This window comes from Kitasatospora kazusensis, from assembly GCF_039529945.1.
GTDB lineage: Bacteria > Actinomycetota > Actinomycetes > Streptomycetales > Streptomycetaceae > Kitasatospora > Kitasatospora kazusensis.
Genome location: NZ_BAAANT010000002.1, coordinates 186,160 through 211,601, shown reverse-complemented (window position 1 = coordinate 211,601; position 25,442 = coordinate 186,160). Strand labels below are relative to the sequence as shown.

General features: G+C 71.1%; 18 protein-coding genes. 10 read left to right on the top strand and 8 right to left on the bottom strand.

Going from position 1 to position 25,442, the window contains the following annotated elements; genetic code table 11:
- Positions 1-267 precede the first annotated feature (267 nt).
- Together ABD330_RS03045 and ABD330_RS03040 are read left to right on the top strand one after the other, a co-directional pair.
- Entirely contained in the window at positions 268-1,437 is a 1,170-nt protein-coding gene (locus ABD330_RS03045; protein WP_344460320.1) for an inorganic phosphate transporter, read from the top strand.
- An 18-nt stretch (positions 1,438-1,455) separates the two neighbouring features.
- Complete coding sequence (locus ABD330_RS03040; RefSeq protein WP_425555421.1) at positions 1,456-1,689, top strand: hypothetical protein; 234 nt, start codon at positions 1,456-1,458, stop codon at positions 1,687-1,689.
- A gap of 219 nt (positions 1,690-1,908) precedes the next feature.
- Here ABD330_RS03040 and ABD330_RS03035 read toward each other — a convergent pair whose 3' ends face one another.
- Both ABD330_RS03035 and ABD330_RS03030 read right to left on the bottom strand, forming a co-directional pair.
- Positions 1,909-3,450, bottom strand: a complete 1,542-nt coding sequence (locus ABD330_RS03035; protein ID WP_344460318.1) for an MDR family MFS transporter — start codon at positions 3,448-3,450, stop codon at positions 1,909-1,911.
- Positions 3,451-3,666: 216 nt separating this feature from the next.
- Positions 3,667-4,161 (bottom strand): MarR family winged helix-turn-helix transcriptional regulator, encoded by a 495-nt coding sequence (locus tag ABD330_RS03030; RefSeq protein ID WP_344460316.1) that lies wholly within the window; start codon positions 4,159-4,161, stop codon positions 3,667-3,669.
- A gap of 102 nt (positions 4,162-4,263) precedes the next feature.
- Here ABD330_RS03030 and ABD330_RS03025 point away from each other — a divergent pair, with 102 nt between their 5' ends.
- The gene (locus tag ABD330_RS03025; protein ID WP_344460314.1) at positions 4,264-5,277 is read left to right on the top strand and encodes a DUF3533 domain-containing protein; all 1,014 of its coding nucleotides are present in this window, start codon (positions 4,264-4,266) and stop codon (positions 5,275-5,277) included.
- Between the two features lie 97 nt (positions 5,278-5,374).
- Here ABD330_RS03025 and ABD330_RS03020 read toward each other — a convergent pair whose 3' ends face one another.
- The 4 genes from ABD330_RS03020 to ABD330_RS03005 form a co-directional block, all read right to left on the bottom strand.
- Positions 5,375-5,812, bottom strand: coding sequence for a GtrA family protein (locus ABD330_RS03020; protein ID WP_344460312.1), 438 nt, complete (start codon positions 5,810-5,812; stop codon positions 5,375-5,377).
- Positions 5,813-5,950: 138 nt separating this feature from the next.
- Complete coding sequence (locus ABD330_RS03015; RefSeq protein ID WP_344460310.1) at positions 5,951-7,381, bottom strand: NHL repeat-containing protein; 1,431 nt, start codon at positions 7,379-7,381, stop codon at positions 5,951-5,953.
- 345 nt (positions 7,382-7,726) lie between these two features.
- On the bottom strand, positions 7,727-10,120 hold the full coding sequence (gene lon, locus ABD330_RS03010) for an endopeptidase La (protein ID WP_344460308.1): 2,394 nt from the start codon (positions 10,118-10,120) through the stop codon (positions 7,727-7,729).
- Between the two features lie 297 nt (positions 10,121-10,417).
- Positions 10,418-11,200, bottom strand: coding sequence for a rhomboid-like protein (locus ABD330_RS03005; RefSeq protein ID WP_344460306.1), 783 nt, complete (start codon positions 11,198-11,200; stop codon positions 10,418-10,420).
- A 504-nt stretch (positions 11,201-11,704) separates the two neighbouring features.
- On the opposite strand from ABD330_RS03005, the gene ABD330_RS03000 reads away from it, so the two are divergent.
- The 7 genes from ABD330_RS03000 (at position 11,705) to ABD330_RS02970 (ending at position 22,699) form a co-directional block, all read left to right on the top strand.
- On the top strand, positions 11,705-12,442 hold the full coding sequence (locus ABD330_RS03000) for a response regulator transcription factor (RefSeq protein WP_425555420.1): 738 nt from the start codon (positions 11,705-11,707) through the stop codon (positions 12,440-12,442).
- Between the two features lie 82 nt (positions 12,443-12,524).
- On the top strand, positions 12,525-13,703 hold the full coding sequence (locus ABD330_RS02995) for a sensor histidine kinase (protein ID WP_344460304.1): 1,179 nt from the start codon (positions 12,525-12,527) through the stop codon (positions 13,701-13,703).
- 349 nt (positions 13,704-14,052) lie between these two features.
- Positions 14,053-17,811 (top strand): multifunctional oxoglutarate decarboxylase/oxoglutarate dehydrogenase thiamine pyrophosphate-binding subunit/dihydrolipoyllysine-residue succinyltransferase subunit, encoded by a 3,759-nt coding sequence (locus ABD330_RS02990; protein ID WP_344460302.1) that lies wholly within the window; start codon positions 14,053-14,055, stop codon positions 17,809-17,811.
- Positions 17,812-17,930: 119 nt separating this feature from the next.
- Positions 17,931-18,110, top strand: a complete 180-nt coding sequence (locus tag ABD330_RS02985) for a DUF6104 family protein (protein WP_344460300.1) — start codon at positions 17,931-17,933, stop codon at positions 18,108-18,110.
- A gap of 173 nt (positions 18,111-18,283) precedes the next feature.
- Complete coding sequence (locus ABD330_RS02980; RefSeq protein ID WP_344460298.1) at positions 18,284-19,198, top strand: DUF4097 family beta strand repeat-containing protein; 915 nt, start codon at positions 18,284-18,286, stop codon at positions 19,196-19,198.
- A 1-nt stretch (position 19,199) separates the two neighbouring features.
- Positions 19,200-20,231 carry a PadR family transcriptional regulator gene (locus ABD330_RS02975; RefSeq protein WP_344460296.1) on the top strand — a complete coding sequence of 344 codons (1,032 nt, stop codon included), beginning with the start codon at positions 19,200-19,202 and terminating at the stop codon, positions 20,229-20,231.
- 188 nt (positions 20,232-20,419) lie between these two features.
- The gene (locus ABD330_RS02970; protein WP_344460294.1) at positions 20,420-22,699 is read left to right on the top strand and encodes a right-handed parallel beta-helix repeat-containing protein; all 2,280 of its coding nucleotides are present in this window, start codon (positions 20,420-20,422) and stop codon (positions 22,697-22,699) included.
- Positions 22,700-22,801: 102 nt separating this feature from the next.
- Here the strand turns inward: ABD330_RS02970 and ABD330_RS02965 are convergent, their stop codons facing one another.
- Positions 22,802-23,764, bottom strand: coding sequence for a zinc-binding dehydrogenase (locus ABD330_RS02965; RefSeq protein ID WP_344460292.1), 963 nt, complete (start codon positions 23,762-23,764; stop codon positions 22,802-22,804).
- A gap of 241 nt (positions 23,765-24,005) precedes the next feature.
- Positions 24,006-25,202, bottom strand: coding sequence for an NAD(P)-dependent malic enzyme (locus tag ABD330_RS02960; RefSeq protein ID WP_344460290.1), 1,197 nt, complete (start codon positions 25,200-25,202; stop codon positions 24,006-24,008).
- Positions 25,203-25,442: the final 240 nt, after the last annotated feature.

Genomic DNA, 25,442 nt, shown 5'->3' with positions numbered 1-25,442 from the left:
TCGGCCGGGGGAATTCTCACGGGCTTCTGAGACGGGGCCGCCGGGCCGGCTGTGACCGAGATCTCAACATATGGGCACCAAAGCTGACTATCAGCCATAAACACCCGCAGTTTGGGCCAGTCATCCACCTTCCGGTCGTGTCCACGCCACCCTCAGGACACTGTCAGAACCGGGATTCCCGACCGAGTTCACCTTCCGTTCACCAACCATCCCTACCGTCGCCCGTGACACCAGCGTCAGTCCGACAACTACGACGATTGTTTGGGTATGGAACACATCTCGTTCCTGGTGGCCGTTGTGATCATCACGGCCCTCGCCTTCGACTTCACGAACGGCTTCCACGACACCGCCAACGCGATGGCCACCTCCATCGCCACGGGGGCCCTCAAGCCCAAGGTCGCAGTCACCATCTCGGCAGTCCTGAACTTCGCAGGGGCGTTCCTCTCGGTGAAGGTCGCCACCACCATCTCCGGTGGCATCGTCAGCGAGAAGGCCGGGATCCAGCCCTCGATCATCTTCGCGGCCCTGGCCGGAGCCATCCTCTGGAACCTGGTCACCTGGCTCCGCGGCCTGCCCTCCAGCTCCTCGCACGCCCTGTACGGCGGCCTGATCGGCGCGACCGTCGTCGGCGTCGGACTGCACGGCGTGAACTTCGGCGTCGTGGTCTCCAAGATCCTGATCCCGGCCGTCGCCTCGCCGATCGTCGCCGGGCTGGCCTCCTGGGGCGCCACCAAGCTGGCGTACCGGATCACCCGCAAGAACAGCACGGAGGCCACCAACAAGGGCTTCCGCAAGGGCCAGATCTTCTCCGCCTCGCTGATCTCGCTCGCCCACGGCACCAACGACGCCCAGAAGACCATGGGTATCATCACCCTGACCCTGGTCTCGGTCGGCGCACTGCCCAAGCACGCGCTGCCGCCCACCTGGGTCATCGTCGCGGCCGGCGGCGCCATCGCGGCCGGCACCTACATGGGCGGCTGGCGCATCATCCGCTCGATGGGCAAGGGCCTCACCGACATCCAGGCCCCGCAGGGCTTCGCCTCCGAGTCGGCGGCCGCCACCGTCATCCTCACCTCCTCGCACATGGGCTACGGCCTCTCGACCACCCAGGTGGTCTCGGGCGGCATCATGGGCGCCGGTCTCGGCGGTCCCAAGGCCGAGGTGCACTGGAGCATGGCCCGCCGCATGGTCTACACCTGGGGCCTGACCCTGCCCGCCGCCGCGCTGGTGGCCGGCGCCGCCGCCTTCGTCGCGGACAAGGGCACCTGGGGCGTCCTGGTGGTCGGCGCGGTCCTGGTGGCCGGTTCGGCCGGCATGTGGGTGCTCTCCCGCCGCCAGCCGGTCAACGCCGGCAACGTCAACGAGGTCACCCCGGTCGAGGTCCCCACCCCGGCCGCCCCGACCCCGACCCCCGCCTCGACCACCGTCGCGGCCTGAGCCCGGAGGGTTTAGATCATGAGCATGAGCATCAAGTGGAACGCCCTGGCCCAGACCGCCGGGATCAGCTTCGTCGTCACCGTCGCGGTCGTCACGGTCTTCGCCGTCGGCATCATGGCCCTCTCCCACCGCGAGGCGGCCGTGGCGGCCGGCTCCCCCGGGAAGGGCACGGCCGCCCTCGCGGGCGCCTCGGTCTGCTTCGCCGCCTGCGCGGCGGTGGTCCTCTACGGCCTCAGCCTCATCGCGGCCTGACGGGCTACGGGCGAGCTTTCCAGGGGCGCGTGGGGGCACCTCCCGGCCGAAGGCTGGGGGAGAACTGCGCGAAACCGGAAGGCCCCGGACCTGAACTGAACGCCGTACGACCAAGTGGCACCCCGCAATCTGTGCGCTGCGGGGTGCCACTTGCTCTATGCGTATGCAGTTACGGCGGGAGGCTTCCGGCTTCGCGCAGTTCCCCGCGCCCCTGAAGGGTCAACCCTCCTTGACGAGCTCCAGCGTGGGGCTGGCTGCGGCTTCCTCGTGGGCCGTCCGGAGCGGCACCTCACGGATGAGAAGCACCACCAGGAAGGCCAGCAGCGCGAACGGCGCGGAGACCAGGAAGACCATCCCGACCCCGTGCCCGAAGGCGTCGGTGACCAGCGGGACGAACGGCGCGGGCAGCTTGTGCAGGTCCGGGATCTCGCCGCCGCCGAGCGCGGCCCCGGCGCCCGGCGGGACATGGGCGGCCGCCATGTTCTGGGTCAGGTAGTGGGTGACCCGGTTGGCCAGCAGGGCGCCGAGCGCCGAGACGCCCATCGCACCGCCCATCGTGCGGAAGAACGTCACCACCGAGCTGGCGGTGCCGAGCTCGTGCCGCGGGACGGTGTTCTGCACCGCGAGGACGAGGTTCTGCATGGTCAGGCCGAGGCCGATGCCGGCCGCCGCCATGTAGAGCGAGAGCAGCCCGTACGAAGTGTCGGACCGGACGGTGCCCAGCAGGCCGAAGCCGACGGCGAGCAGGAAGGTCCCGGCGACCAGGTACGCCTTCCACCGGCCGTACTTGGTGATCAGCCGCCCGGCCACCATCGAGGAGACGGCCAGCCCGAGGATCATCGGCAGGGTCAGGATGCCCGCCATGGTCGGCGACTTCTCCTTGGCGAGCTGGAAGTACTGGCTGAGGAAGGTCGTCGCGCCGTACATCCCGACGCCGACCAGGATGCTCGCGAGGGCCGCCAGCGTCACCGTCCGGTGCCGGAAGAGCGCCAGCGGGATGATCGGCTCGGCGGCCCGGCTCTCGTTGAATACGAAGAGCACCGCCAGCACCAGCCCGCCGCCGACCATCGCGGCGGTCTGCCAGGAGAGCCAGGCGTAGTTCTTGCCGGCCAGGCTGATCCAGATCATCAGCAGGCTGACGGCGGCGGTGACCAGCAGCGCACCGAGGTAGTCGATCTTCGCCCGGCGCTTCACGACCGGCAGGTGCAGGGTGCGCTGGAGCACCGCGATGGCGATCAGCGAGAACGGGATGCCGACGTAGAAGCACCAGCGCCAGCCGAGCCAGCTGGTGTCCACGATGACACCGCCGATCAGCGGGCCGCCGATGGTGGCGAGCGCGAAGACCGCGCCGAAGTAGCCGCTGTAGCGTCCGCGCTCACGCGGCGGGACCATCGCCGCCAGGCAGATCTGGGCCAGTGCGGTCACGCCGCCGGCGCCGATGCCCTGCAGGATCCGGCAGGCGATCAGCTCGCCGGTGTTCTGCGAGAGGCCGGCCAGCGCGGACGAGACGATGTAGATCACCAGGGCGATCTGGACCAGCAGCTTCTTGCTGACCAGGTCGGAGAGCTTGCCCCAGATCGGGGTGGACGCGGTGAGCGAGAGCAGCGCGGCGGTGATCACCCAGGTGTAGGCCGACTCGCCGCCGTGCAGGTCGTTGAGGATCCGCGGCAGGGCGTTGGAGACGACGGTCGAGGAGAGCACCGCCACGAAGAGGCCGAGCAGCAGACCGGACATGGCTTCGAGCACTTGGCGATGGGACATGGGGGCGGTCGACGGGTCGGTCATCTCGGTCCTTCGGCTGGATTTCGTTGCCTAAGGCAACTATAAACAGAGATGGTTGACATAGGCAACCTTCTCCCGACCAAACGAAGTCGCCCTTCAGTGGGCCCCCGCACCCTCGCGGGCACCTCGCGCAGCCCTCGCGCGCGCCTCGCGCAGCCCTCGCGGGCGCGGCAGGCCCGGCAGGCCCCGGCAGGCCTAGCGGATGCCGCCGACCTCGCGGGTCCCGTCGGCCTCGCCGCCGACGTCCTCGGTCAGCTCGTTGAAGCGCTCCAGCAGCTGCGCGAACTGGGACACGTCCGCCGTCTCCCAGGTCGCCATCAATCCGCGGAACCTGGCCATCCGGCCGTCCCGGGCCCGCAGGTAGCGCGCCGCGCCGTCGGCGGTGAGCGAGACCAGCGAGGAGCGCCGGTCCAGCGGGTCGACCTCCCGGGCCACCAGCCCGAGCCCCTCCAACACCTTGATCTGCCGGCTGATGGTCGCCTTGCCGACCCCGAAGTACAGGCCGATGTCCGTCAGCCGCACCGGGGCCGACTCCTCGACGAACCCGAGCAGGCTGTACGCGACCCCCTCCAGCTGCGGATGAACCCGCCGGGACATGTCGGCGGCTCGCGCCCGCCCCCGCCTGAACAGCAGCGCGACCTCGCGCTCCACCGCCAGGAAGGCCTCCTCGGCTGCCGCCTCGTCACTCATGGCGCCAGTATCCCGCAGGCCACGCCTCCCCCGGCCGCCAACTGTTTCATGATATGAAGTATCCGATTTGACAGCTTTTTGGATCATCTAAGGAGAGTGTCGATGGCCGAGCCGCCCCAGGGCTTCCTCGCGGAACTGAAGGACGCCGTCACACCGCGCGCCGCTCTCATGGTGATCGCCGTACTGCTACTGCAACTCGGCTTCATCACCTCGTACGTCGGCGCGCTGCACCACCCCGTCCCGCACGAGCTGTCGATCGCGGTGGTCGCCCCGCCACAGGTGAGTCCGAAGCTGGTGGCCGGCCTGGAGTCGGTACCCGATGACGCCGTGAAGGCCGTCACCGCCACCGACCGGGACGACGCGACCGCGAAGCTCAAGGACCAGAAGATCTACGCCGCGCTGCTCTTCGACGCCGCCGGCACCCAGGACACCCTGCTGGTGGCGGAGGCCCGGGGCGCGGCGGCGGCGACCGCCGCCGAGGCGATCGTCACCGGGCTGGAGAAGTCCCAGGGGCGCAGCGTCGTGGTCGAGGACGTCGTCCCGCTGGCCCCCGGCGACGCCAAGGGGCTCTCCTCCTTCTACCTGGTGGTCGGCTGGTGCGTCGGCGGCTACCTGGTCGCCTCGATCCTCGGCATCAGCGCCGGCTCCCGCCCGGCCAACCGGAGCCGGGCCGTGATCCGGCTCGGCGCGCTGGCGCTGTACTCGGTCGCGGCCGGGATCGGCGGTGCGGTGATCATCGGACCGGTCCTGAACGCCCTGCCGGGCTCCAGCTGGGGCCTGACCGGCATCGGCAGCCTGGTGGTGTTCGCGGTCGGGGCGTTCACGATGGCGATGCAGTGCCTGTTCGACATCATCGGCATCGGGATCGCGGTGCTGCTCTTCGTGGTGCTCGGCAACCCGAGCGCGGGCGGGGTCTTCCCGCCACCGCTGATGCCGCCGTTCTGGCGGGCGATCGGCGCCTGGTTCCCGAACGGCGCGGGCACCGACGTGACCCGCTCGATCGCCTACTTCGGCGGCACCAACATCGGCCTGCCCCTGCTGGTGCTGGCCGCCTGGGCGGTGGCGGGTATCGGCATCACCATGGTGGCGGCCTCCCGCCACAAGCCGGCCCAGTAGTCCGGGCCCTCCAGGGGCGCGGGGACCGCGCGCACAGCCGGTCCCCGAGCCCCTGCGGGCGCTGCCCGTCGAGAGGCACCGCCTGCCGAGCGCGGGCTCACACGCGCTGGTGCTCGGGCTCCTCGGCCTCGACGGGCGTCTCGTGGACGAAGACCCAGCGCTTCATGGCCCAGTACCGGAAGACCATCGCGAGCAGCGTCCCGAGGATCATGCCGCTGAGGAAGTCGGCGACCTCCTGGGTGAAGGAGCTGACGTGCGGCACCTGGAGGTTCAGCAGGTACCGCGAGACGCCCAGCGGCGCGTCGTTCACCAGCACGGCCAGCCCGCTGACCACGAAGAACAGCACCGCCTCGCGCTGCCGGCCGTTGGCCCGGAACGACCACTGCCGGTTCAGCACGTACGAGACCACGGTCGCGATCACGTTCGCGACGGTCAGCGCGACGATGGGCTTGCTCTGCAGCACGGTGAGCTTGAGCCCGAAGTTGATGGCCATGGTCAGCAGGAAGCAGGTGCCGCCCACGAGCAGGAACTTCACCAGTTTGCGGTGCTCTACCAGGAACGGACGCAACCGGTCGGGCACCCGTGCCAGGGCCCTCTGTGTAGGTGACGGCATTTCGGCAGTCTCGCACGCCGAGGTTTCGTCGCGGTACTCGGAGGGCCCTGGCCGGCCGGGCTACCGCGCCGCGGTGATCCGCAGGACTCCGGTGGTCGTCCCCTGGAGCACCACCCCACCAGGCGCGATGGAGCCGACCATCTGCAAGGTGTCGAAGACGAAGCCCGCACCGAGGAACTTCGTCCGGACGACGCCGCCGGTCTCCGGGTCGATCTCCGCGTAGTAATAGGGGTCGAGGATCGAGGTGGTGTCCGTCCCGGGGATCAGCGGCCGGCGGAGCACCGTGTGGATCAGCCCGTCGGCGGTGGAGAACCGGGGCACGGCGGCCGAGCGCACGGTGTTGTCCCACTTCAGGTCGCACCCGGAGCCGTCCGCCCGGACGTCCACCCGGGAGAGCCCGCCGGCGAAGCTGCCGGAGGACGGCACGCTCGGGCCCGCGTCGGCGGGCAGCTTCGGGTACGGGTAGCCGTAGGTGCTCGCGACGAAGACGGAGTTCCCGACGCCGATCGGCGAGTTCTCGCTGCCGCTGCCGCCGGCCCTGAGCACCGGCACCTTGCAGACCTGCTCGCCGGTGGCCGCCCGGTAGACCAGCAGGTTCTCGGTCGGTGCGGCGTTGTCGACGATGGTCAGGTAGTCGGTGCCGGTGGCGGGTCCGAAGAAGGTCGGGGTCGAGCCGGTGCCCCAGCTCAGCTGGCCCGGCTTACGGCCCGGGCCCCGGTCGTACGGCTGCCGCCAGGCGATCCGCGGGGTGCCGTCGGCATCGGCGGTCAGCAGGTACCCGGCGTAGGTGGTGGCGACGGCGGTGCCGGCCGGGGCGGTGGAGATCGAGTTGGCGATCCGCTCGCCGGCGGGCAGCGCCAGCGTGCGGACCGTCCCGGTGCGGTCGTCGGCCGTGCCGACCAGGCCGCCGCCGGTGGCGAACCAGACCCGGCCCTGCCAGTCCGGCGAGACCCCGACCACCGAGTCGCCGTCCGGCACGGCCCCGGCGAGCGACAGCGAGCTGTCGACGTACAGCTCCCAGCCGCCCGAGGCCGTCCGGCGGTGGGCGATCCGGAGCAGGTTGCGGTCGCCGTCCACGGCGACCAGCCGGTCCTGGTTGTCCAGGTAGGCGTACACGCCGCCGAGCAGCGAGCCCTTGGCGATCGGCAGCTCGGCGAGTGGATCGCCGGTGGCCGGGTCGAGCAGGTGGACGGTCGGGGTCAGGCCGAAGATCGCGGTGCAGAGCGCGACGGGGAGGCCGTCGCCGCCGACCAGCACGGTCGGGCAGGCCGAGGCGAGCGCCGTCCGGTGCGAGGTCAGCGCGCCCGCACCCGGGCCGGGCAGCGGGGTGGCGTCGGAGGAGCCGGTGTCGCCGTGCATGGTGGCCGTGCCGTCCGGGCCGGCGTACGGGTTGTGCGGCGGCAGGGGGGCGTACGAGGTGGCTGCTGCCTGCGCGGGTGTGGCGGTGGCGAAGGCGAGCAGGGCGGCGGCGGAGAGCAGCGCGAAGCGCATGGAGGGTCCCGTCCGTGAAGGGTGAGAGGGCACAGCGGTGCACCGCCCGACAGGACGAGAGAAGCCCGACACAGCCGGGCGGGTCACCGCGCTCAGAGAGCGGCGCGGCGACAGATCGCGGAACACGCGTAGGCCAGGTCGACGTCGAGTCGACGGCTCAGATACGCGTGACGGTCCATGAGGCACATCCTGGCGTGCTGACATTGCGTCTCACAAGCCCGTCTCACCCTACGAGAACGGGGTAACTACAAGGGGCGCGGGGAACTGCGCGAAGCGGTAGGTACGGCGCCGTACCTACCGATTTCGCGCAGTTCCCCGCGCCCCTGCCGTGGCTGAGCGCCTGCCTCAGGCTGCCACCAGGACCTCCGCCGGCTCCAGGGCCAGCCGCAGGACCTCGCGGACGTCCGCCACCGGGTGGACGGTGAGCCGCTCCAGCACCTCGGCCGGGACGTCGTCCAGGTCCGGCTCGTTGCGCTTGGGGATGATCACCGTGGTGACGCCCGCGCGGTCGGCGGCGAGCAGCTTCTGCTTCACCCCGCCGATCGGCAGCACCCGGCCGGTCAGCGAGACCTCGCCCGTCATCGCCACGTCCGTGCGGACCTTCCGCCCGGAGAGCAGCGAGGCCAGCGCGGTGGTCATGGTGATTCCGGCGCTCGGCCCGTCCTTGGGGACGGCCCCGGCAGGCACGTGCAGGTGGATGCCCCGCTCGCGCAGGCCGGTGACCGGCAGTTCGAGCTCGGCGCCGCGCGAGCGGAGGTAGGAGAGCGCGATGTGCGCGGACTCCTTCATCACGTCGCCCAGCTGACCGGTCAGGGTCAGCCCGGTGGCGCCGGTCTCGGCGTCGGCGAGGGACGCCTCGATGTAGAGGACGTCGCCGCCCGCGCCCGTCACGGCCAGCCCGGTCGCGACGCCCGGCACGGCCGTCCGCCGCTCGGCCGGCTCCTGGGCCGCCTCGGGGGTGTGGTGCGGCCGGCCGATCAGCGCCCGCAGGTCGTCCGTGCCGATCGCGACGGGCAGCTCGCGCTCGCCCAGCTCGCTCTGCGCGGCGACCTTCCGCAGGATCCGGGCGATTGACCGCTCCAGGTTCCGGACGCCCGCCTCGCGGGTGTACTCGCCCGCCAGCCTGCGCAGCGCTCCCTCGTCCACCGCGACCTCGTCGGTCTTCAGGCCCGCGCGCTCCAGCTGCCGGGGCAGCAGGTGGTCACGGGCGATGACGACCTTCTCGTCCTCGGTGTAGCCGTCGAGACGGACCAGCTCCATCCGGTCGAGCAGCGCCTCGGGGATGGCTTCGAGCACGTTGGCGGTGGCCAGGAAGACCACGTCGGAGAGGTCGAGCTCGACCTCCAGGTAGTGGTCCCGGAAGGTGTGGTTCTGCGCCGGGTCGAGCACTTCGAGCAGGGCCGCCGCCGGGTCGCCCCGGTAGTCGGAGCCGACCTTGTCGATCTCGTCGAGCAGGATCACCGGGTTCATCGAGCCGGCTTCCTTGACGGCGCGGACGAGCCGGCCGGGGAGCGCGCCGACGTACGTGCGCCGGTGGCCGCGGATCTCCGCCTCGTCCCGGACGCCGCCGAGCGCGACCCGGACGAACTTCCGGCCCATCGCGCGCGCCACCGACTCACCGAGCGAGGTCTTGCCGACCCCGGGCGGGCCGACCAGCGCCAGCACCGCTCCCCCGCGACGGCCGCCGACCAGCCCGAGCCCCTGGTCCTCACGCCGCTTGCGGACGGCCAGGTACTCGACGATCCGGTCCTTCACGTCCGACAGGCCCGCGTGGTCGGCGTCCAGCACCGCCCGCGCGCCCGCGATGTCGTACGCGTCCTCGGTGCGCTCGTTCCACGGCAGCTCCAGGACGGTGTCCAGCCAGGTGCGGATCCAGGAGCCCTCCGGCGACTGGTCGGAGGACCGCTCCAGCTTGTCGACCTCCTTGAGCGCGGCCTCCCGGACGCTCGCGGGCAGGTCGGCGGCCTCGACCCGGGCGCGGTAGTCGCCCTCCTCGTCGGCCGGGTCGCCGTTCAGCTCGGCCAGCTCCTTGCGGACGGCCTCCAGCTGCTTGCGCAGCAGGAACTCCTTCTGCTGCTTGGCGACGCCCTCCTCGACGTCCTTGCGGATGGTGTCGTTGACCTCCTCCTCGGCGAGGTGGTCGCGGAGCAGGCCGAGCGCGTACTCCAGGCGGGCCACCTGGTCCGCCTCCAGCAGCACCTTGAGCTTCTGCTCGGCGGTGGCGAACGGCGCGTACCCGATGTTGTCGGCGAGCTCGCCGACGCCCTCGATCTGCGCGACCCGGTCGACGATCTGCCAGGCGCCGCGCTTGCGCAGCCACTGGGTGGAGAGCGCCTTGTACTCCTTGACCAGCTCGACGGCCCGCCCGGCCACCGGCAGACCGGCGTCGGACTCGCGGAAGGCGCTGGTCTCGACCCAGAGCGCGGCGCCCGGGCCGGTGGTGCCGGTGCCGATCCGGACCCGACGGACGGCCCGGACCAGCGCGGCCGGGTCACCGTCGGCGAGCCGGCCGACCTGCTCGACCGTGGCCAGCGTTCCGACGGCGGCGTACGAGCCGTCCAGCCGCGGGACCAGCAGGACCTGCGGCTTGGCCCCCGCCGGGACGGCGGCCCGGGCGGCCTCGACCGCGGCGCGCACCTCGGTGTCGGACAGGTCCAGCGGGACCACCATGCCCGGGAGCACTACCTCGTCGTCGAGCGGCAGTACGGGCAGAGTGAGCGGTGTGGACGTCGATGCCATGATCTCTCCCCAGTCAGCGAAGTTGAGTTGACCTGACTAAGGATTGGCGGGCCCGCATTGTTCCCGGGGTTCTGTTCGCTCTGAGCGATCAGCCCCGACCGACGGCAGGGCACTCCCCCGGGGCGGTGCAGGACGGTGGGCGCACGGAGCGGCGGCCGGGCGCGCCGGGCGGGCGCAGCGGGGATACGAGCGCGGCCGGTTTCGCTTGCGAATTTCGCGCGGTTCTCCGCGCCGTCGGCGCGGTACTCGCCGGGAAATCGAACAGTGCCCCTGTGACCTGGGACTCTCAGGAAAGACTCAGGCCTCGGAGGGGGCCATCCGGCCCGAACGGCGGGGGACCAGCCGGCGCAACCGTGCGCGCAGGGGGGTGCCCGGGCCGCGCCGCAGGCGGCTCCAGAGGGCGATGCCGACCAGCAGGGCCGTCGGGTGGCCGATCCCGGTGACCAGGTCCTGGTCGCTGAGGATCTGGTGGGCGATCAGGGCGACCGCTCCGGTCAGGGCCAGTACCCGGCCGCGCGGGGAGAGCAGCCCGGCGAGCGCGCCGAGGCTGGCCAGGACGCCGTAGCTGACGCCGATGTCCAGGTCGTCGAGGGCGCCGGCGCCGAGGTGTCCGGTCGCCACGGCGACCGCGACCACGCCCTGCGAGAGCAGGGTGGCCAGCACGTGCCCGGCGGCGAACACACCGAACGCCCGCCAGGGCCCGACCCGCCGTTCCAGCGGGGCGACGGTGAGCGCGAAGGCCCACAGGTACGGCATCCAGACCGGTCCGGCCACCCAGAGGCCGCTGAGCAGCAGGGCGAGCAGCGGGCGGTGGATCAGGTTGTGGCCGTCGGTACTGGAGAACGCCTGGAGCTGGTGCACCAGGGCGGGCGAGGCGAAGTGGGAGAACAGCGTCGTACCGAGCAGCACGACGAGGTAGCCGAGCGCGAAGCGGTTGCGCCGCGGAGTCGGGACCATGTCCAGCACCCGGTGCAGGACCCCTGCGCGGAGCCCGTACCGCAGGCCGCCGAAGGGGAGCGGCGGAACGCCGAAGGCCTCGGTCTCGCGAGGCAGGGCACCAACGGGTCGGGTGTCCGACATGTCGCCTCCACTCCCAGCACTACCGCCACCAGCACTGTTGTCGTGACCACGGTACTCAGCGGTTCTGAGAGCAACCTGAGGAAGGGCTGTGAAGATCGGCCCCACGCTCTCACCCCTTGGTCCGGACCAGCCCTTTGTTTACGGACAAGTAGCTTGCCCGTTCAGGAGTCTGTCACCCCCTCGGGTGCATACGCACCGTTACCGGGGAATTTTTTGCCGGGTAAGGTATCGCCCCGTGTCCCGTCCTGACCAGGTTCGGCACCGGCCCACGGGCCGGATATGTCCGGTTCACCTGCCGGGACGCTCGCGGTGTCCGTACGCTGCGAAGAGTGCGGATTCGGTACGCAGACCCACACCTGCGCACCTCCTCTCCGGTGCCGACGGCGGACGGCACAGTCGGAGGCCTCGGGCCGGGCACAAGCCCACGACGGAACTAGACGACTACGAGCGGAGCCCGCTGTCCACAGACAGCCGGCCCGTAGCCCTGGGGGCGGTGGCGTGACCGTGACAGACATTCAGCAGGACAGCTCCGGCAGCAACGGAGTGAGCACCCAACGACGTGTCCTCGTCGTCGAGGACGAGCCGACGATCGCCGAGTCGATCGCGGCCCGCCTCGGCGCCGAGGGCTTCAAGGTCGCCGTGGCGCACGACGGCCCCGGCGCGGTGGACGGCTTCCACACCTGGCAGCCGGACCTCGTGGTGCTCGACGTGATGCTGCCCGGCTTCGACGGCCTGGAGGTGTGCCGGCGGATCCAGGCGCAGCGCCCGGTGCCGGTCCTGATGCTGACCGCCCGCGACGACGAGACGGACCTGCTGGTCGGCCTCGGGGTCGGCGCGGACGACTACATGACCAAGCCGTTCTCGATGCGCGAGCTGGCGGCGCGGGTGAACGTGCTGCTCCGCCGGGTCGAGCGGGCCCAGCAGGCGGCCCGGACACCCGCTCTGGGCAGCCTCCGGTTCGGTGACCTGGAGATCGACCACGTGCAGCGCCGGGTCCGGCTCGGCTCGGGCGACGTCCACCTGACGCCGACCGAATTCGACCTGCTGGCCTGCCTGGCGGCCCAGCCCCGCGCCGTGCTGACCCGCGAGCAGCTGCTCGCCGAGGTCTGGGACTGGACGGACGCCTCGGGCACCCGCACGGTCGACAGCCACGTCAAGGCACTGCGCCGCAAGATCGGCGCGAGCTGGATCCGTACGGTGCACGGCGTCGGGTACGCACTTGAGGCACCCCTGACGCAGTGACGCCGACGGCAAGGGCCTCCGGGGGGCCCAAGTCGTCGCGCAGCACTTCAGAGCATTCGCGGGGGATGACTCAGAGGGCGGCATGACTTTTCCACAGCAACGCAGTTCGGCGCAGCGCGACGCCGGGCGGGAGCACGGGGACGGCGCGGGCGACCGCGCGCACCGCGGGCTGGCCGCACGGGCCGCCAGCCGCGTCTGGGCCGACATCCGGCCCTTCGACCCGGTCCGCTCGATCAAGGGCAAGCTGGCCCTGCTGGTCAGCGTCTCGGTCTTCCTGGCCACCGGGATGGCTCTGATCGCGATGCGCTCGGAGACCCAGCTCCGGATCATCATGGTCTTCTCGATGATCGCCTCACTGCTCTTCATGCAGTTCCTCGCGCACGGGCTCACCGCCCCGCTGCGCGACATGACCGCCGCCGCCAAGGCGATGGCCGGCGGCGACTACAGCCGCCGGGTGGAGGTCTCCTCGCGCGACGAGATAGGCGAGCTGGCCGACACCTTCAACCGGATGGCCGCCGATCTGGAGGCCGCCGACCGGCACCGCCGGGAGCTGGTGGCGAACGTCTCGCACGAGCTGCGCACGCCGATCGCCGCGCTGCACGCCGTGCTGGAGAACGTGGTGGACGGCGTCGTCCAGCCGAACCCGCGCACGCTCGGCGCGGCACTGGAGCAGACCGAACGGCTCGGCCGCCTGGTCAGCCACCTGCTCGACCTCTCCAAGCTGGACGGCGGGGTCGTCCCGCTGGACGCCCGCCCGTTCGAGGTCGGCCAGTTCCTGGCCGGGGTGCTGCGCGGGGTCACCGTGGACGGTGCGACGGCGGGCGGCGCGTACGGGCGGCGCGGCGACGTCCGGCTGCGGCTGGAGGTCGAGCCGCCGGACCTGATGGGCGTGGCGGATCCGGAGCGGCTGCACCAGGTGGTGGCCAACCTGGTCGACAACGCCTGCAAGCACTCCCCCGCCGGGGGCACCGTGACGGTGCGCGCCTGCCCCGGTGAGGAGCCGGGCGCGCTGCTGCTGGAGGTCGCCGACGAGGGCCCCGGCATCCCGGTGCAGGACCGCAGCCGGGTCTTCGAGCGCTTCGGGCGCAGCGGCACGGCGACCGCGCAGGGGTCGGGCAGTGACGGCGGCACCGGGCTCGGGCTGGCCATCGCGCGCTGGGCGGTCGACCTGCACGGCGGCGAGATCCGGGTGGCCGAGGCCGCGCAGGGCTGCCGGATCCAGGTCGCGCTGCCGGGCGGGCCGCCGGGCGTCCCGGCGTGAACCGGCGCCGGACCGCCGCCGGACCGCGCCGATCTGCCGGTTCGGCCGTGCCCGTCCCAGTTGTCACCGAACTGGGACAGAACACTCTTGAATTACCCTGTCAGAAGATCGTCAGGGGCTCGGACCTGCGTTTTTGTCCGATTTTGGATAGGTTCGTCATGGAAGGGGAGGCGCTTGCTTCCCCGCCCGTAGAACTTTCTAACGCGCGTTTTCGGCCAAATTGCAGCTCAACACTGTGATCTGGGCGACGCCTGACCGCTGGGGACTGCGCGATCACTCGCGGGAGGCGTAGCCTTAATCCCCGCTGTCCAACCATCCCAAAAGGAAGCGGAAGAGGGCGGTTGCCGCCGTGTCGCCACACCCTGAAACCCCCGTCAGCTCGGCAAGCTCCACTGGCTTCGGCCCCAACGAGTGGCTCGTCGACGAGATCTACCAGCAGTACCTCCAGGATCCCAACTCGGTCGACCGAGCCTGGTGGGACTTTTTCGCCGACTACAAGCCCGGTACCGAGGTGACTCCAGTGACCCAGGCCGCGACCCAGGTCGGCCCCACGCCGACCGCCGTTGCCGCCCCTGCCCCGACTGCTGCCGTTCAGGCCGCTCCGGTGGCGCCCGCCCCCGCTGTCCCGGCTGCCGCCCCCGCGGCCGCGCCGGTCCAGCCGGCGCCCGCGCCGCTGGCAGCCGCCCCGGCAGCGCCGCCCGCCCCGAAGGCGGCGGCCGCGGCCCCCGCCCCGGAGGCTGCGACGGGCCCCGAGCTGATCCCGTTGCGTGGCCCGGCCAAGGCCGTCGCCACCAACATGGACGCCTCGCTGGAGGTGCCCACCGCGACGTCGGTGCGCGCCGTCCCGGCCAAGTTGCTGATCGACAACCGGATTGTCATCAACAACCACCTGCAGCGCGCCCGCGGCGGCAAGGTCTCCTTCACCCACCTGATCGGCTACGCCCTGGTCCAGGCCATCAAGGCCAGCCCGGGCATGAACTACAGCTACCAGGTCAAGGACGGCAAGCCGTTCCTGGTGAAGCCGGAGCACATCAACCTGGGTCTCGCGATCGACCTGGTGAAGCCGAACGGCGACCGCCAGCTGGTCGTCGCGGCGATCAAGAAGGCCGAGACGCTCGACTTCTACGGCTTCTGGCAGGCCTACGAGGACATCGTCCGCCGGGCCCGCGCCAACAAGCTGACCATGGACGACTTCACCGGCGTCACGGTCTCGCTGACCAACCCCGGCGGCATCGGCACCGTGCACTCCGTGCCGCGCCTGATGCAGAACCAGGGCACCATCGTCGGCGTCGGCGCCATGGAGTACCCGGCCGAGTTCCAGGGCTCGTCCCCGGACACCCTGGCCAAGCTGGGCATCTCCAAGATCATGACGCTCACCTCGACCTACGACCACCGGGTCATCCAGGGTGCGGCGTCGGGCGAGTTCCTGCGCACGATCCACCAGCTGCTGCTCGGCGACCACAAGTTCTACGACGAGGTCTTCGCCTCGCTGCGGATCCCGTACGAGCCGGTCCGCTGGGCCACGGACGTCGCCACCACGCACGAGGACGAGGTCAACAAGACCGCCCGCGTGATGGAGCTGATCCACTCGTACCGCGTGCGCGGCCACCTGATGGCCGACACCGACCCGCTGGAGTACAAGCAGCGGCGGCACCCCGACCTCGACGTCGTCGAGCACGGGCTGACCCTGTGGGACCTGGAGCGCGAGTTCGCCGTCGGCGGCTTCGGCGGCCAGAAGATGATGAAGCTCCGCGACATCCTCGGCCTGCTGCGCAACACGTACTGCCGCACCGTCGGCATCGAGTACATGCACATCCAGGACCCGAAGCAGCGCAAGTGGCTGCAGGAGCGCCTGGAGAAGCCCTACGCGAAGCCCGAGCGCGAGGAGCAGCTGCGCATCCTGCGCCGGCTGAACTCCGCCGAGGCGTTCGAGACCTTCCTGCAGACCAAGTACGTCGGGCAGAAGCGTTTCTCGCTGGAGGGTGGTGAGTCGCTGATCGCGCTGCTGGACGCGACCATCGACTCCGCCGCCGAGCACCGCCTCGACGAGGCCGTCATCGGCATGGCCCACCGCGGCCGCCTGAACGTGCTGGCGAACATCGTCGGCAAGCCGTACGCCCGGATCTTCGGCGAGTTCGAGGGCAACCTCGACCCGAAGTCCATGCACGGCTCCGGCGACGTCAAGTACCACCTGGGCGCCGAGGGCACCTTCACCGGCCTGGACGGCGAGACCATCAAGGTGTCGCTGGCCGCCAACCCGTCCCACCTGGAGACGGTCGACCCGGTCGTCGAGGGCATCGTCCGCGCCAAGCAGGACGTGCTGGACCAGGGCGGCACCACCTTCCCGGTGCTGCCGATCCAGATCCACGGCGACGCGGCCTTCGCGGGCCAGGGCGTCGTCGCCGAGACGCTCAACATGTCGCAGCTGCGCGGCTACCGCACGGGTGGCACCATCCACCTGGTGGTCAACAACCAGGTCGGCTTCACCGCCGCCCCGGCCTCCTCGCGCTCCTCGATGTACTGCACCGACGTGGCCCGGATGATCGAGGCCCCGATCTTCCACGTGAACGGCGACGACCCGGAGGCCGTGGTCCGCGTCGCGCGGCTCGCCTTCGAGTTCCGCCAGGCGTTCCGCAAGGACGTCGTGATCGACCTCATCTGCTACCGCCGCCGCGGTCACAACGAGGCCGACAACCCCTCGTTCACGCAGCCGCTGATGTACGACCTGATCGACAAGAAGCGCTCGGTGCGCAAGCTCTACACCGAGGGCCTGATCGGTCGCGGCGACATCACCATGGAAGAGGCGGAGCAGGCGCTCCAGGACTTCCAGGGCCAGCTGGAGAAGGTCTTCGCCGAGGTCCGGGAGGCCACCCAGGCGCCCGTCCCGGCCGCCAACGGCAAGCCGCAGGCGGACTTCCCGGTCAGCATCCAGACCGGCATCTCGGACGAGATGGTCAAGCGGATCGCCGCCTCGCAGGTCAACCTGCCGGACTGGCTGACCGTCCACCCCCGTCTGCTGCCGCAGATGCAGCGCCGCGCGGCCTCGGTCGAGGACAACACCATCGACTGGGCCATGGGCGAGACCCTCGCCATCGGCTCGCTGCTGATGGAGGGCCACCCCGTCCGCCTCGCCGGCCAGGACAGCCGTCGTGGCACCTTCGGCCAGCGCCACGCGGTGCTGATCGACCGGGTCACCGGCGAGGACTACACCCCGCTGCTCTACCTGACCGAGGACCAGGCCCGCTACACCGTCTACGACAGCCTGCTGTCGGAGTACGCGGCGATGGGCTTCGAGTACGGCTACTCGCTGACCCGCCCGAACGCGCTGGTCATGTGGGAGGCGCAGTTCGGTGACTTCGTCAACGGCGCGCAGACCATCGTGGACGAGTACATCTCGTCCGCCGAGCAGAAGTGGGGCCAGCACTCCGGCGTCACCCTGCTGCTGCCGCACGGCTACGAGGGCCAGGGCCCGGACCACTCGTCCGCCCGCCCGGAGCGCTTCCTCCAGATGTGCGCGCAGGACAACATGACGGTCGCCATGCCGACGCTGCCGTCGAACTACTTCCACCTGCTGCGCTGGCAGGCGCACAACCCGCACCACAAGCCGCTCGTCGTCTTCACCCCGAAGTCGATGCTGCGTCTGAAGGCTGCGGCGTCGGCGGCCTCGGAGTTCACCTCGGGCTCGTTCCGTCCGGTCATCGGTGACACCACCGTCGACCCGGCGAACGTGCGCAAGGTGATCATCACGGCCGGCAAGTTCTACTACGACGTGGCGGCGGCCCGCGCCGAGCGCGGTGTCACCGACACGGCGATCGTCCGGGTCGAGCGGCTCTACCCGCTGCCGGTCGCCGAGCTCCAGGAGGAGCTGGCGAAGTACGGCGAGAACGTCCAGTTCATCTGGGCGCAGGAGGAGCCGGCCAACCAGGGTTCCTGGCCGTTCATCGCGATGAACCTGGTCGACCACCTGGACGTGGTCGTCGGCCGCAAGGCCAACGGCTCCCGGCTGCGCCGCGTCGCCCGCCCGGCCTCGTCGGCCCCGGCGGTCGGTTCGGCCAAGCGGCACGCCGCCGAGCAGGCCGCGCTGCTGGAGGAGATCTTCACCCTCTGACGCGCCGTCGTCCCCCGGAGGCCCGGTTCCCGCACCCGCTGCGGGGACCGGGCCTCCCGGCGTCCGGCCGCCCGATATCCTGGCCCGGTAGACCCCTTCTGACCCCGGAGAGACCCACCGTGTACTTCACCGACCGCGGCATCGAGGAGCTGCAGAGCCGACGCGGCGACGAGGAGGTCACCTTCGAGTGGCTGGCCGAGCGTCTGCGCGAGTTCGTGGACCTCAACCCGGACTTCGAGATCCCGGTCGAGCGGCTGGCCACCTGGCTGGCCCGGCTGGACGACGAGGACGAGGACTGAGCGGCGGCTGCCGCAGCTGTACGAAGGGCCCGGAAGGCGACCGCCTTCCGGGCCCTTCGCGCGTCCGCTGCGGGCCGGCTCCGAGGGGTACTTGACTTCCACAGCACGCGATATATCGTGTTCTTCAGGGAGACGCGATACATCGCGAATCGCAACGGGAGGCGGGAACAGTCATGACCCAGTGGACGGTCAGCGGACCTGAGAAGATCACCATCGAGGAGCCGGTCGGCACGCTGCACGTGCGGATCGTCGGCGGCGAGGTCAACGTCGTCGCCGCCGAGGGCCCGGCCCGGCTGGAGGTGAACGAGCTGGACGGCGAACCCCTGCTCGTCACCCTGGAGAACGGCGTCCTGACCGTCGCCTACAAGGACCTCAACTGGGGCCGGCTCAGCGAGACGGTCAAGTCCGTGCAGTCGGTCAAGTCCTTCTTCGCCTCGCTGCGGCAGAAGCGCCGGGCCGTGGTCTCGCTGGCCGTCCCGGCCGGCTCGGAGGTCATGGTCGGCACGCTCTCCGCCGACGTCACCGTCTCCGGCGTCTCCGGGAAGGTCGGGGTGCACGGCGCCAGCGGCGGCACCACCCTGGTCGGGCTCTCCGGCCGCACCGACGCCAACACCGTCTCGGGGAACGTCGACGCCCAGTCCGTCTCCGGCGAGCTGCGGGTCAACAGCATCTCGGGCCACCTGACGGTCGTCGCGGGCACCGCCGACAAGGTGCAGGCCAAGTCGGTCAGCGGAGCCGTCACCCTCGACCTCGACGTCGAGACCGCCGCCGAGATCAGCGTCAGCACGGTGAGCGGCCCGGTCGGCGTCCGGCTGCCCTCGCTCGCGGACACCAAGGTCGAGGCCGGCACCACCAGCGGCGACATCTCCAGCACCTTCGACGAACTCACCGTCGGCGGCACCTGGGGCGCCAAGAAGCTCTCCGGCCAGCTCGGCTCGGGCTCCGGCCGGCTCCAGGTCACCACCGTCTCCGGCGCGGTGACGGTGCAGCGCCGCCCCGACCCCGAGGACGACCGCCCCAACTTCGTCAAGGAGCTCCCGGCGGCCCCGGCCGACAGCGTCCCGACCGACACCACCAAGGAGGCCTGACATGACCCCCGTCTTCGGCCACGGACGCCTGCGCCTCTACCTGCTGAAGCTGCTCGACGAGGCCCCCCGGCACGGCTACGAGGTGATCCGCCTGCTGGAGGAGCGCTTCGAGGGCCTGTACGCGCCCTCCGCCGGCACCGTCTACCCCCGGCTGGCGAAGCTGGAGCAGGAGGGCCTGGTCGCCCACAGCAGCGAGGGCGGCCGCAAGGTCTACCGGCTCACCGACGCGGGCCGGGCCGAGCTGGCCGACCGCCAGGGCGAGCTCGCCGAGCTGGAGGTCGAGATCCGCGAGTCGGTCGCGCAGCTCGCCGGGACGATCCGCGAGGACGTCCGCGACAGCGCGCAGGACCTGCGCGAGGAGCTCTGGGGCGCGGCGGCGCCGAAGCCCCAGCCCGGGGGCCACGGCGACCCGTGGGCGGGCCCCTGGGGGGACAAGGAGGCCTGGCAGCGCGCCAAGGAGGAGTTCTCCCAGTTCAAGACGCAGGCCAAGGAACAGGCCAAGCGCGCCAAGGAGCAGGAGCGGGCCGCCAAGGCCCAGGCCAAGGCCGCCGAGGAGGAGGCCCGCCGGCTCCGCGAGCAGGCCAAGGCCTCCCGCAGCGCCGCCCAGCAGGAGGCACTGCGGATCAAGCGGCGGGTGGAGCAGCAGGTCCGCGAGCACGCGGCGCGCGGCGACTGGTCCACCGGGCTGGCCGAGGGGCTCTCCGAACTGACCAAGGGCCTGGCCGGCCTGGCGGACGCCGCCAAGTGGGGCCAGCCGACGGCGGCGGAGAAGGACGAGGTCCGGGTGGACCGGATCGACCTGGACAAGGAGAACGGCGGCCGGACCGAGGACGCGCCCCCCGCCGGCCTCCCCGCCTGGACGGTGACCGACCCGGCCGGCGATCCGGCCCGCGAGCTGGAGCGCCTGCTCGACCGCTTCCGCGACCAGGTCCGGGACGCCGCCCGCGACGGCGGGGTGACGGCCGGCCAGCTCGCCGAGTCCCGGGGCGCGATGGCCGCCGCGGCGGAACACCTGCGCGGCATCCTGAGCTGACGGCCTTACACGGCGGGCCGATGGGCGCCCGGGGAACGTGCCCGGGGGCCAGCGGCCCGCCGTCGCGCTGACGAGGGGGATACTCCGTGGTGTGGGTGGAGGGCGTGTGAAATGATCCCCACGTGTCGCGCGGAGCTGCTAGCGAAGCCTCCCCGACGAACCCGATTCCGGGGATCTACTTCTCGCCCTTGGGGGGCATCATCAAGACGCGCACAGGCGCTCTGGCGAGCGCTGTGGTGTTCGGCGCGCTCGCTCTTCCGGCCCTCGGCCCGGTGAGTGCGATCGCCGCACCGACGGATCTCTACGTCGACAACCACCCCGCGGCCAAGTGCGCGGACCACGGCACCGGACTGCAGAGCGCACCGTTCTGCACCATCCAGGAGGCAGCGGACATCGTCCTGCCGGGCCAGACCGTCCACGTCAAGGCCGGGAGCTACAACGAGCAGGTCAAGCTCACTCGTTCCGGTACCGCAGAGGCGCCGATCACCTTCATCGGCGGCGAGGACAAGCTCAGCCCGGACTGGACGTACGCCCAGCTGGTCAACCCCGACTGGCAGCATCCCTACCTGCACACCCTGACCATCACCGGCGCGCAACACCTGGTGATCAGCGGTTTCGACGCCGGGCCCGCGCAGCAGGAGAACGTCCTGGTCGACAACTCCTCGGACATCACGTTGATGCGCGGCGGTGCCCAGGCCTACTCGACCATCGAACCCGACGGCATCCGGGTGACCAACGGTTCCAGCAAGGTGACCGTGGGCCGGTACCGGATGGGCGGCATGCAGATCGACCATGCCTCGGGCACGGTGCTGACCACCAGTGAGGTCGGTTCCGTGATGGCCACGGCCTCGCCCGGAACAGTGCTGGTCAGCAACAACGTCAGGACCGGCTGCCACGACGGCCTGGTCCTCGCGGGGGCATCGACGGGTGCGACGGTCGAGAACAACGTGATCGACACCGACACCATGAGCTACCCGCCCAAGCCCTGCGGTGCCGACACCAACCACACGGGCATCCGGGTGTACACAGACTCGGCCACCGGCACGAAGGCCGACTACAACGTCGTCAGCCCGCTCAGCGGCGGACCCGCCTACGACTGGGCCGACCAGTCCTACGACGCCCAAGCTCCCTTCACCACCGCCACCGGACAGGGCGCCCACGACTTCGTCGCCAACCCCTACCCCACGAGTACTCCCGACAAGCCGTCGATCAGCCCCATCATCGACTCGGCGGACGAGAACGCTCCGGGCATGCTCCCCGTCGACCTCGGCGGCAGGTCCGCCTCGGACGACCCGGTGGCACCCGACAGCGGCACCGGATCAGGCTTCCGGGACCGTGGCGCGTGGGAGTACTACGGCTTCGGCAGCGTCTACACCCCGGCCGGCCCGACCCGTCTGCTGGACACCCGCGACGGCATCGGTACGGTCAAGTCCGGCCACTCGCTGGACCTCCAGGTGGCCGGCGTCGGCGGAGTACCCGCCACCGGTGTCACAGCCGTGACCCTGAACGTCACCGTGACCGACCCGACCGCGCCCGGGTTCCTGACGGTCTACCCGCACGGCCGCCCGCTCCCCACCGCGTCCAACCTCAACTGGACGGCCGGCACCACCATCGCCAACCTGGTCACGGTGCCGGTGGTCGACGGCAAGGTGTCGTTCTACGCCGGCGGCCCGGCCGGCAGCGTGAACGTGGTCGCCGACCTGGCCGGCTACTACGGCAGCAAGGGCAGCGTCTTCACCTCGGCCGGTCCGACCCGGCTCCTGGACACCCGTGGTGCCACCAAGCTGTCCCAGGGCGGCGACACCGTCGACCTGCAGGTGGCGGGGGTGAAGGGGATCCCGGCACAAGGTGTCACGGCGGTGACGCTGAACGTCACGGCTGTGAAGCCCGACAGCGGCGGCTTCCTCACCGTGTTCCCGCACGGCCAGGCCCGCCCGAAGGCCTCCAACCTCAACTGGAACTCCGGCCAGACCATCGCCAATCTGGTGACCGTCCCGGTGGTCGACGGCAAGGTGTCGTTCTATGCGGGCGGCCCGGCGGGCGCGGTGGACATCCTCGCCGACATCGCCGGCTACTACAGCGCGGACGGCTATGACACCTACCGGGCGGACGGCCCCTGGCGGCTGATGGACACCCGGATCGACATGGAGTACCGGGCCAGCGGAGCCCCGACGCGCAAGGCCGCGCCGGTACCGGCCGGGGGCACCCTGGTGGTCGATCTCGGTGAGATGCCCGAGCCCTACGCGGTCACGCTGAACGTGACGGTCACCCGGCCGACCGCTCCGGGCTTCCTGACCGTGTACCCGCACGGGACGGACCGCCCGCTCGCCTCGAACCTGAACTGGGTAGCCGGTCAGACCATCCCGAACCAGGTCGTGGTGCCGGTCAAGGACCACAAGATCTCGCTGTACAACGGCAGCACCGGCCCGGTGGACATGGTCGTCGACCTCTTCGGCTTCCAGCAGTAGTCCCCGCGTACCACTGCGCCCTGTCCGGTCCTCCGGGCAGGGCGCAGTGCTGTCGGCGAAGGCCCGACGTCAGCCGGGTCAGGGCGTCAGGGCGTCAGGGCGTCAGGGCGTCAGCACGATCTTGCCGAAGACGTCGCCCTTGGCGAGCCGGGCGAAGCCGTCCCGGGCCTCGGCCAGCGGGAGGACGGAGTCGATCACCGGGCGGACGCCGGTGTTGGCGCAGAGGGCGAGCAGGCCGGCCAGCTCCTCCTTGGTGCCCATGGTCGAGCCGATCACCCTGAGCTCCAGGAAGAAGATCCGGTTGAGCTCGGTCGCCGTCGGGTTGGCTCCCGAGGTGGCACCGGAGATCACGATGGCGCCGCCCGGCTTGAGCGACTTGACGGAGTGCGACCAGGTCGCGGCGCCGACGGTCTCCATCACCGCGTCCACCCGCTCCGGCAGCCGGGCGCCACTGGCGAAGGCCGCGTCGGCACCGAGTCCGACGGCCCTGGCCAGCTTGGCCTCGTCCCGGCCGGTGACCCAGACCCGCAGACCGGCCGCCTTGGCCAGCACCACCAGCGCGGTCGAGACGCCGCCGCCGGCGCCCTGGACCAGGACGGTGTCGCCGGGCTTCACGCCCGCCTTGGTGAAGAGCATCCGGTAGGCCGTCAGCCAGGCGGTGGGGAGGCAGGCGGCCTCGGCGAAGGAGAGTCCGGCGGGCTTGGGCAGCAGGTTCCAGGTCGGCACCGCGACCCGCTGCGCGAAGGTGCCCTGGTAGCGCTCGGTCAGGATCGAGCGCGGCTCGTCCGGGCCGACGCCGTGCCCGCTCTGTCCGATCACCGAGTGGATGACCACCTCGTTGCCGTCCTCGTCGACCCCGGCGGCGTCGCACCCGAGGATCATCGGCAGTCGCTCGGCGGGCAACCCGACCCCGCGCAGCGACCAGAGGTCGTGGTGATTGAGGGTGGCGGCCTTCACCGTCACCACGCTCCAGCCCGGACGGACCTCGGGCTCGGGGAGTTCCCCCAGTTCCAGGGCGCTCAGCGGGTCGTCGGCATCGATGCGTGCGGCGTAGGCGGCGAACATGCCAGGACCCTAGCGCCGGGACGGTCGCCCGGGGAACCACGCCACGATGTGACCTGGAACGCGTCGGGCTCCGCCGGCCAGGGGACACAGGGCTCACGTACGCAACCGGGTAACCACAGCAGGGGCGCGGGGAACTGCGCGCGCAACCGTGCACGGACGTCGTGCCCTGGTCGCGCAGTTCCCCGCGCCCCTGGAGGCTTCCGGTTGCGTACGCGAACCTGAGCCCCTGCGGTGGTTGCCGTCAGCTGCGGGCAACGCCTTCCCGGCGGGCCGCCTCGGCGACGGCCTTGGTGACGGCCGGCGCGACGCGCTCGTCGAACGGCGAGGGGATGACCTTCTGGGCCGTCAGCTCGTCGGCGACCACCGCGGCCAGCGCCTGGGCGGCGGCCAGCTTCATGCCCTCGGTGATCCGGGTGGCCCGGACCTGGAGGGCGCCGGCGAAGATGCCGGGGAAGGCCAGCACGTTGTTGATCTGGTTCGGGAAGTCCGAGCGGCCGGTGGCCACCACGGCGGCGTACTTGTGCGCCACCTCGGGGTGGATCTCCGGGTTGGGGTTGGCCATCGCGAAGATGAAGCAGTCCTTCGCCATGGTGGCCACCGCCTCCTCCGGCACGGTGCCGCCGGAGACGCCGATGAAGACGTCCGCGCCGGCCAGCGCGTCGGCCAGCGAGCCCTTCAGCCCGGCCTTGTTGGTGATCGCGGCGATCTCGGCCTTGACGTCCGTCAGGTCACCCCGGCCCTCGTACACGACGCCCTTGCGGTCGCAGACCGAGACGTCGCCGATGCCGGCCGCGACCAGCATCTTGGCGATCGCGATACCGGCCGCGCCCGCGCCGGAGATGACGGCCCGCAGGTCGCCGATCTCCCGGCCCGTCACCTTGGCGGCGTTCCACAGCGCCGCGGTGGAGACGATCGCGGTGCCGTGCTGGTCGTCGTGGAAGATCGGGATGTCCAGGGCCTCCTGGAGCCGGCGCTCGATCTCGAAGCAGCGGGGCGCCGAGATGTCCTCCAGGTTGACCCCGCCGAAGGAGGGTGCCAACCGGACGACCGTCTCGACGATCTCGTCGACGCCGGTGCAGGCCAGCGCGATCGGCACGGCGTCCACGCCGCCGAACTGCTTGAACAGGATCGCCTTGCCCTCCATGACGGGCAGCGAGGCTTCCGGGCCGATGTCGCCGAGGCCCAGCACGGCGGTGCCGTCGGTGACGACGGCGACCACGTTGGACTTCCAGGTGTAGTCGTTGACCAGCTCGGGCTGCTCGGCGATCGCGGTGCAGACCCGCGCGACACCGGGTGTGTAGGCGAGGGACAGGTCGTCCGCGTCCCGCACCGGCACCGTCGCGCGGATCTCCATCTTGCCGCCGCGGTGCAGCGCGAAGACGGCGTCGACCGGGTCGTCGGTGTCCTGGGTGTTCGGGTGGATGATCTCCGCTGCCACGATGATGACCTCTTCGTCATGATCAGTGAGAGCGCACGGCCCGACGGCGGGACGACCCGGGCCCGCCGGAGCGGGAGGCGGGTCCGCCGAGGAGGCGTACCCGGAGCCGGGTCGGGGCACTGCCGTCGGGCGGCGCCCTCGAAGTGAGGGTTTGGGTGTTCTGCGCTGTGCTTCCGGTCTGCCAGGTTCTCATCCGGCCGATTCCCGTCGAATCGGTGGCCGGAATGCATGAGCCTAGAT

Coding starts and splice junctions, on each gene's coding strand:
- ABD330_RS03045 (WP_344460320.1), top strand. CDS start 268: ATGGAACACATCTCGTTCCTGGTGGCCGTTGTGATCATCACGGCCCTC.
- ABD330_RS03040 (WP_425555421.1), top strand. CDS start 1,456: ATGAGCATGAGCATCAAGTGGAACGCCCTGGCCCAGACCGCCGGGATC.
- ABD330_RS03035 (WP_344460318.1), bottom strand. CDS start 3,450: ATGTCCCATCGCCAAGTGCTCGAAGCCATGTCCGGTCTGCTGCTCGGC.
- ABD330_RS03030 (WP_344460316.1), bottom strand. CDS start 4,161: ATGAGTGACGAGGCGGCAGCCGAGGAGGCCTTCCTGGCGGTGGAGCGC.
- ABD330_RS03025 (WP_344460314.1), top strand. CDS start 4,264: ATGGCCGAGCCGCCCCAGGGCTTCCTCGCGGAACTGAAGGACGCCGTC.
- ABD330_RS03015 (WP_344460310.1), bottom strand. CDS start 7,381: ATGCGCTTCGCGCTGCTCTCCGCCGCCGCCCTGCTCGCCTTCGCCACC.
- lon (WP_344460308.1), bottom strand. CDS start 10,120: ATGGCATCGACGTCCACACCGCTCACTCTGCCCGTACTGCCGCTCGAC.
- ABD330_RS03005 (WP_344460306.1), bottom strand. CDS start 11,200: ATGTCGGACACCCGACCCGTTGGTGCCCTGCCTCGCGAGACCGAGGCC.
- ABD330_RS02995 (WP_344460304.1), top strand. CDS start 12,525: ATGACTTTTCCACAGCAACGCAGTTCGGCGCAGCGCGACGCCGGGCGG.
- ABD330_RS02980 (WP_344460298.1), top strand. CDS start 18,284: ATGACCCAGTGGACGGTCAGCGGACCTGAGAAGATCACCATCGAGGAG.
- ABD330_RS02975 (WP_344460296.1), top strand. CDS start 19,200: ATGACCCCCGTCTTCGGCCACGGACGCCTGCGCCTCTACCTGCTGAAG.
- ABD330_RS02965 (WP_344460292.1), bottom strand. CDS start 23,764: ATGTTCGCCGCCTACGCCGCACGCATCGATGCCGACGACCCGCTGAGC.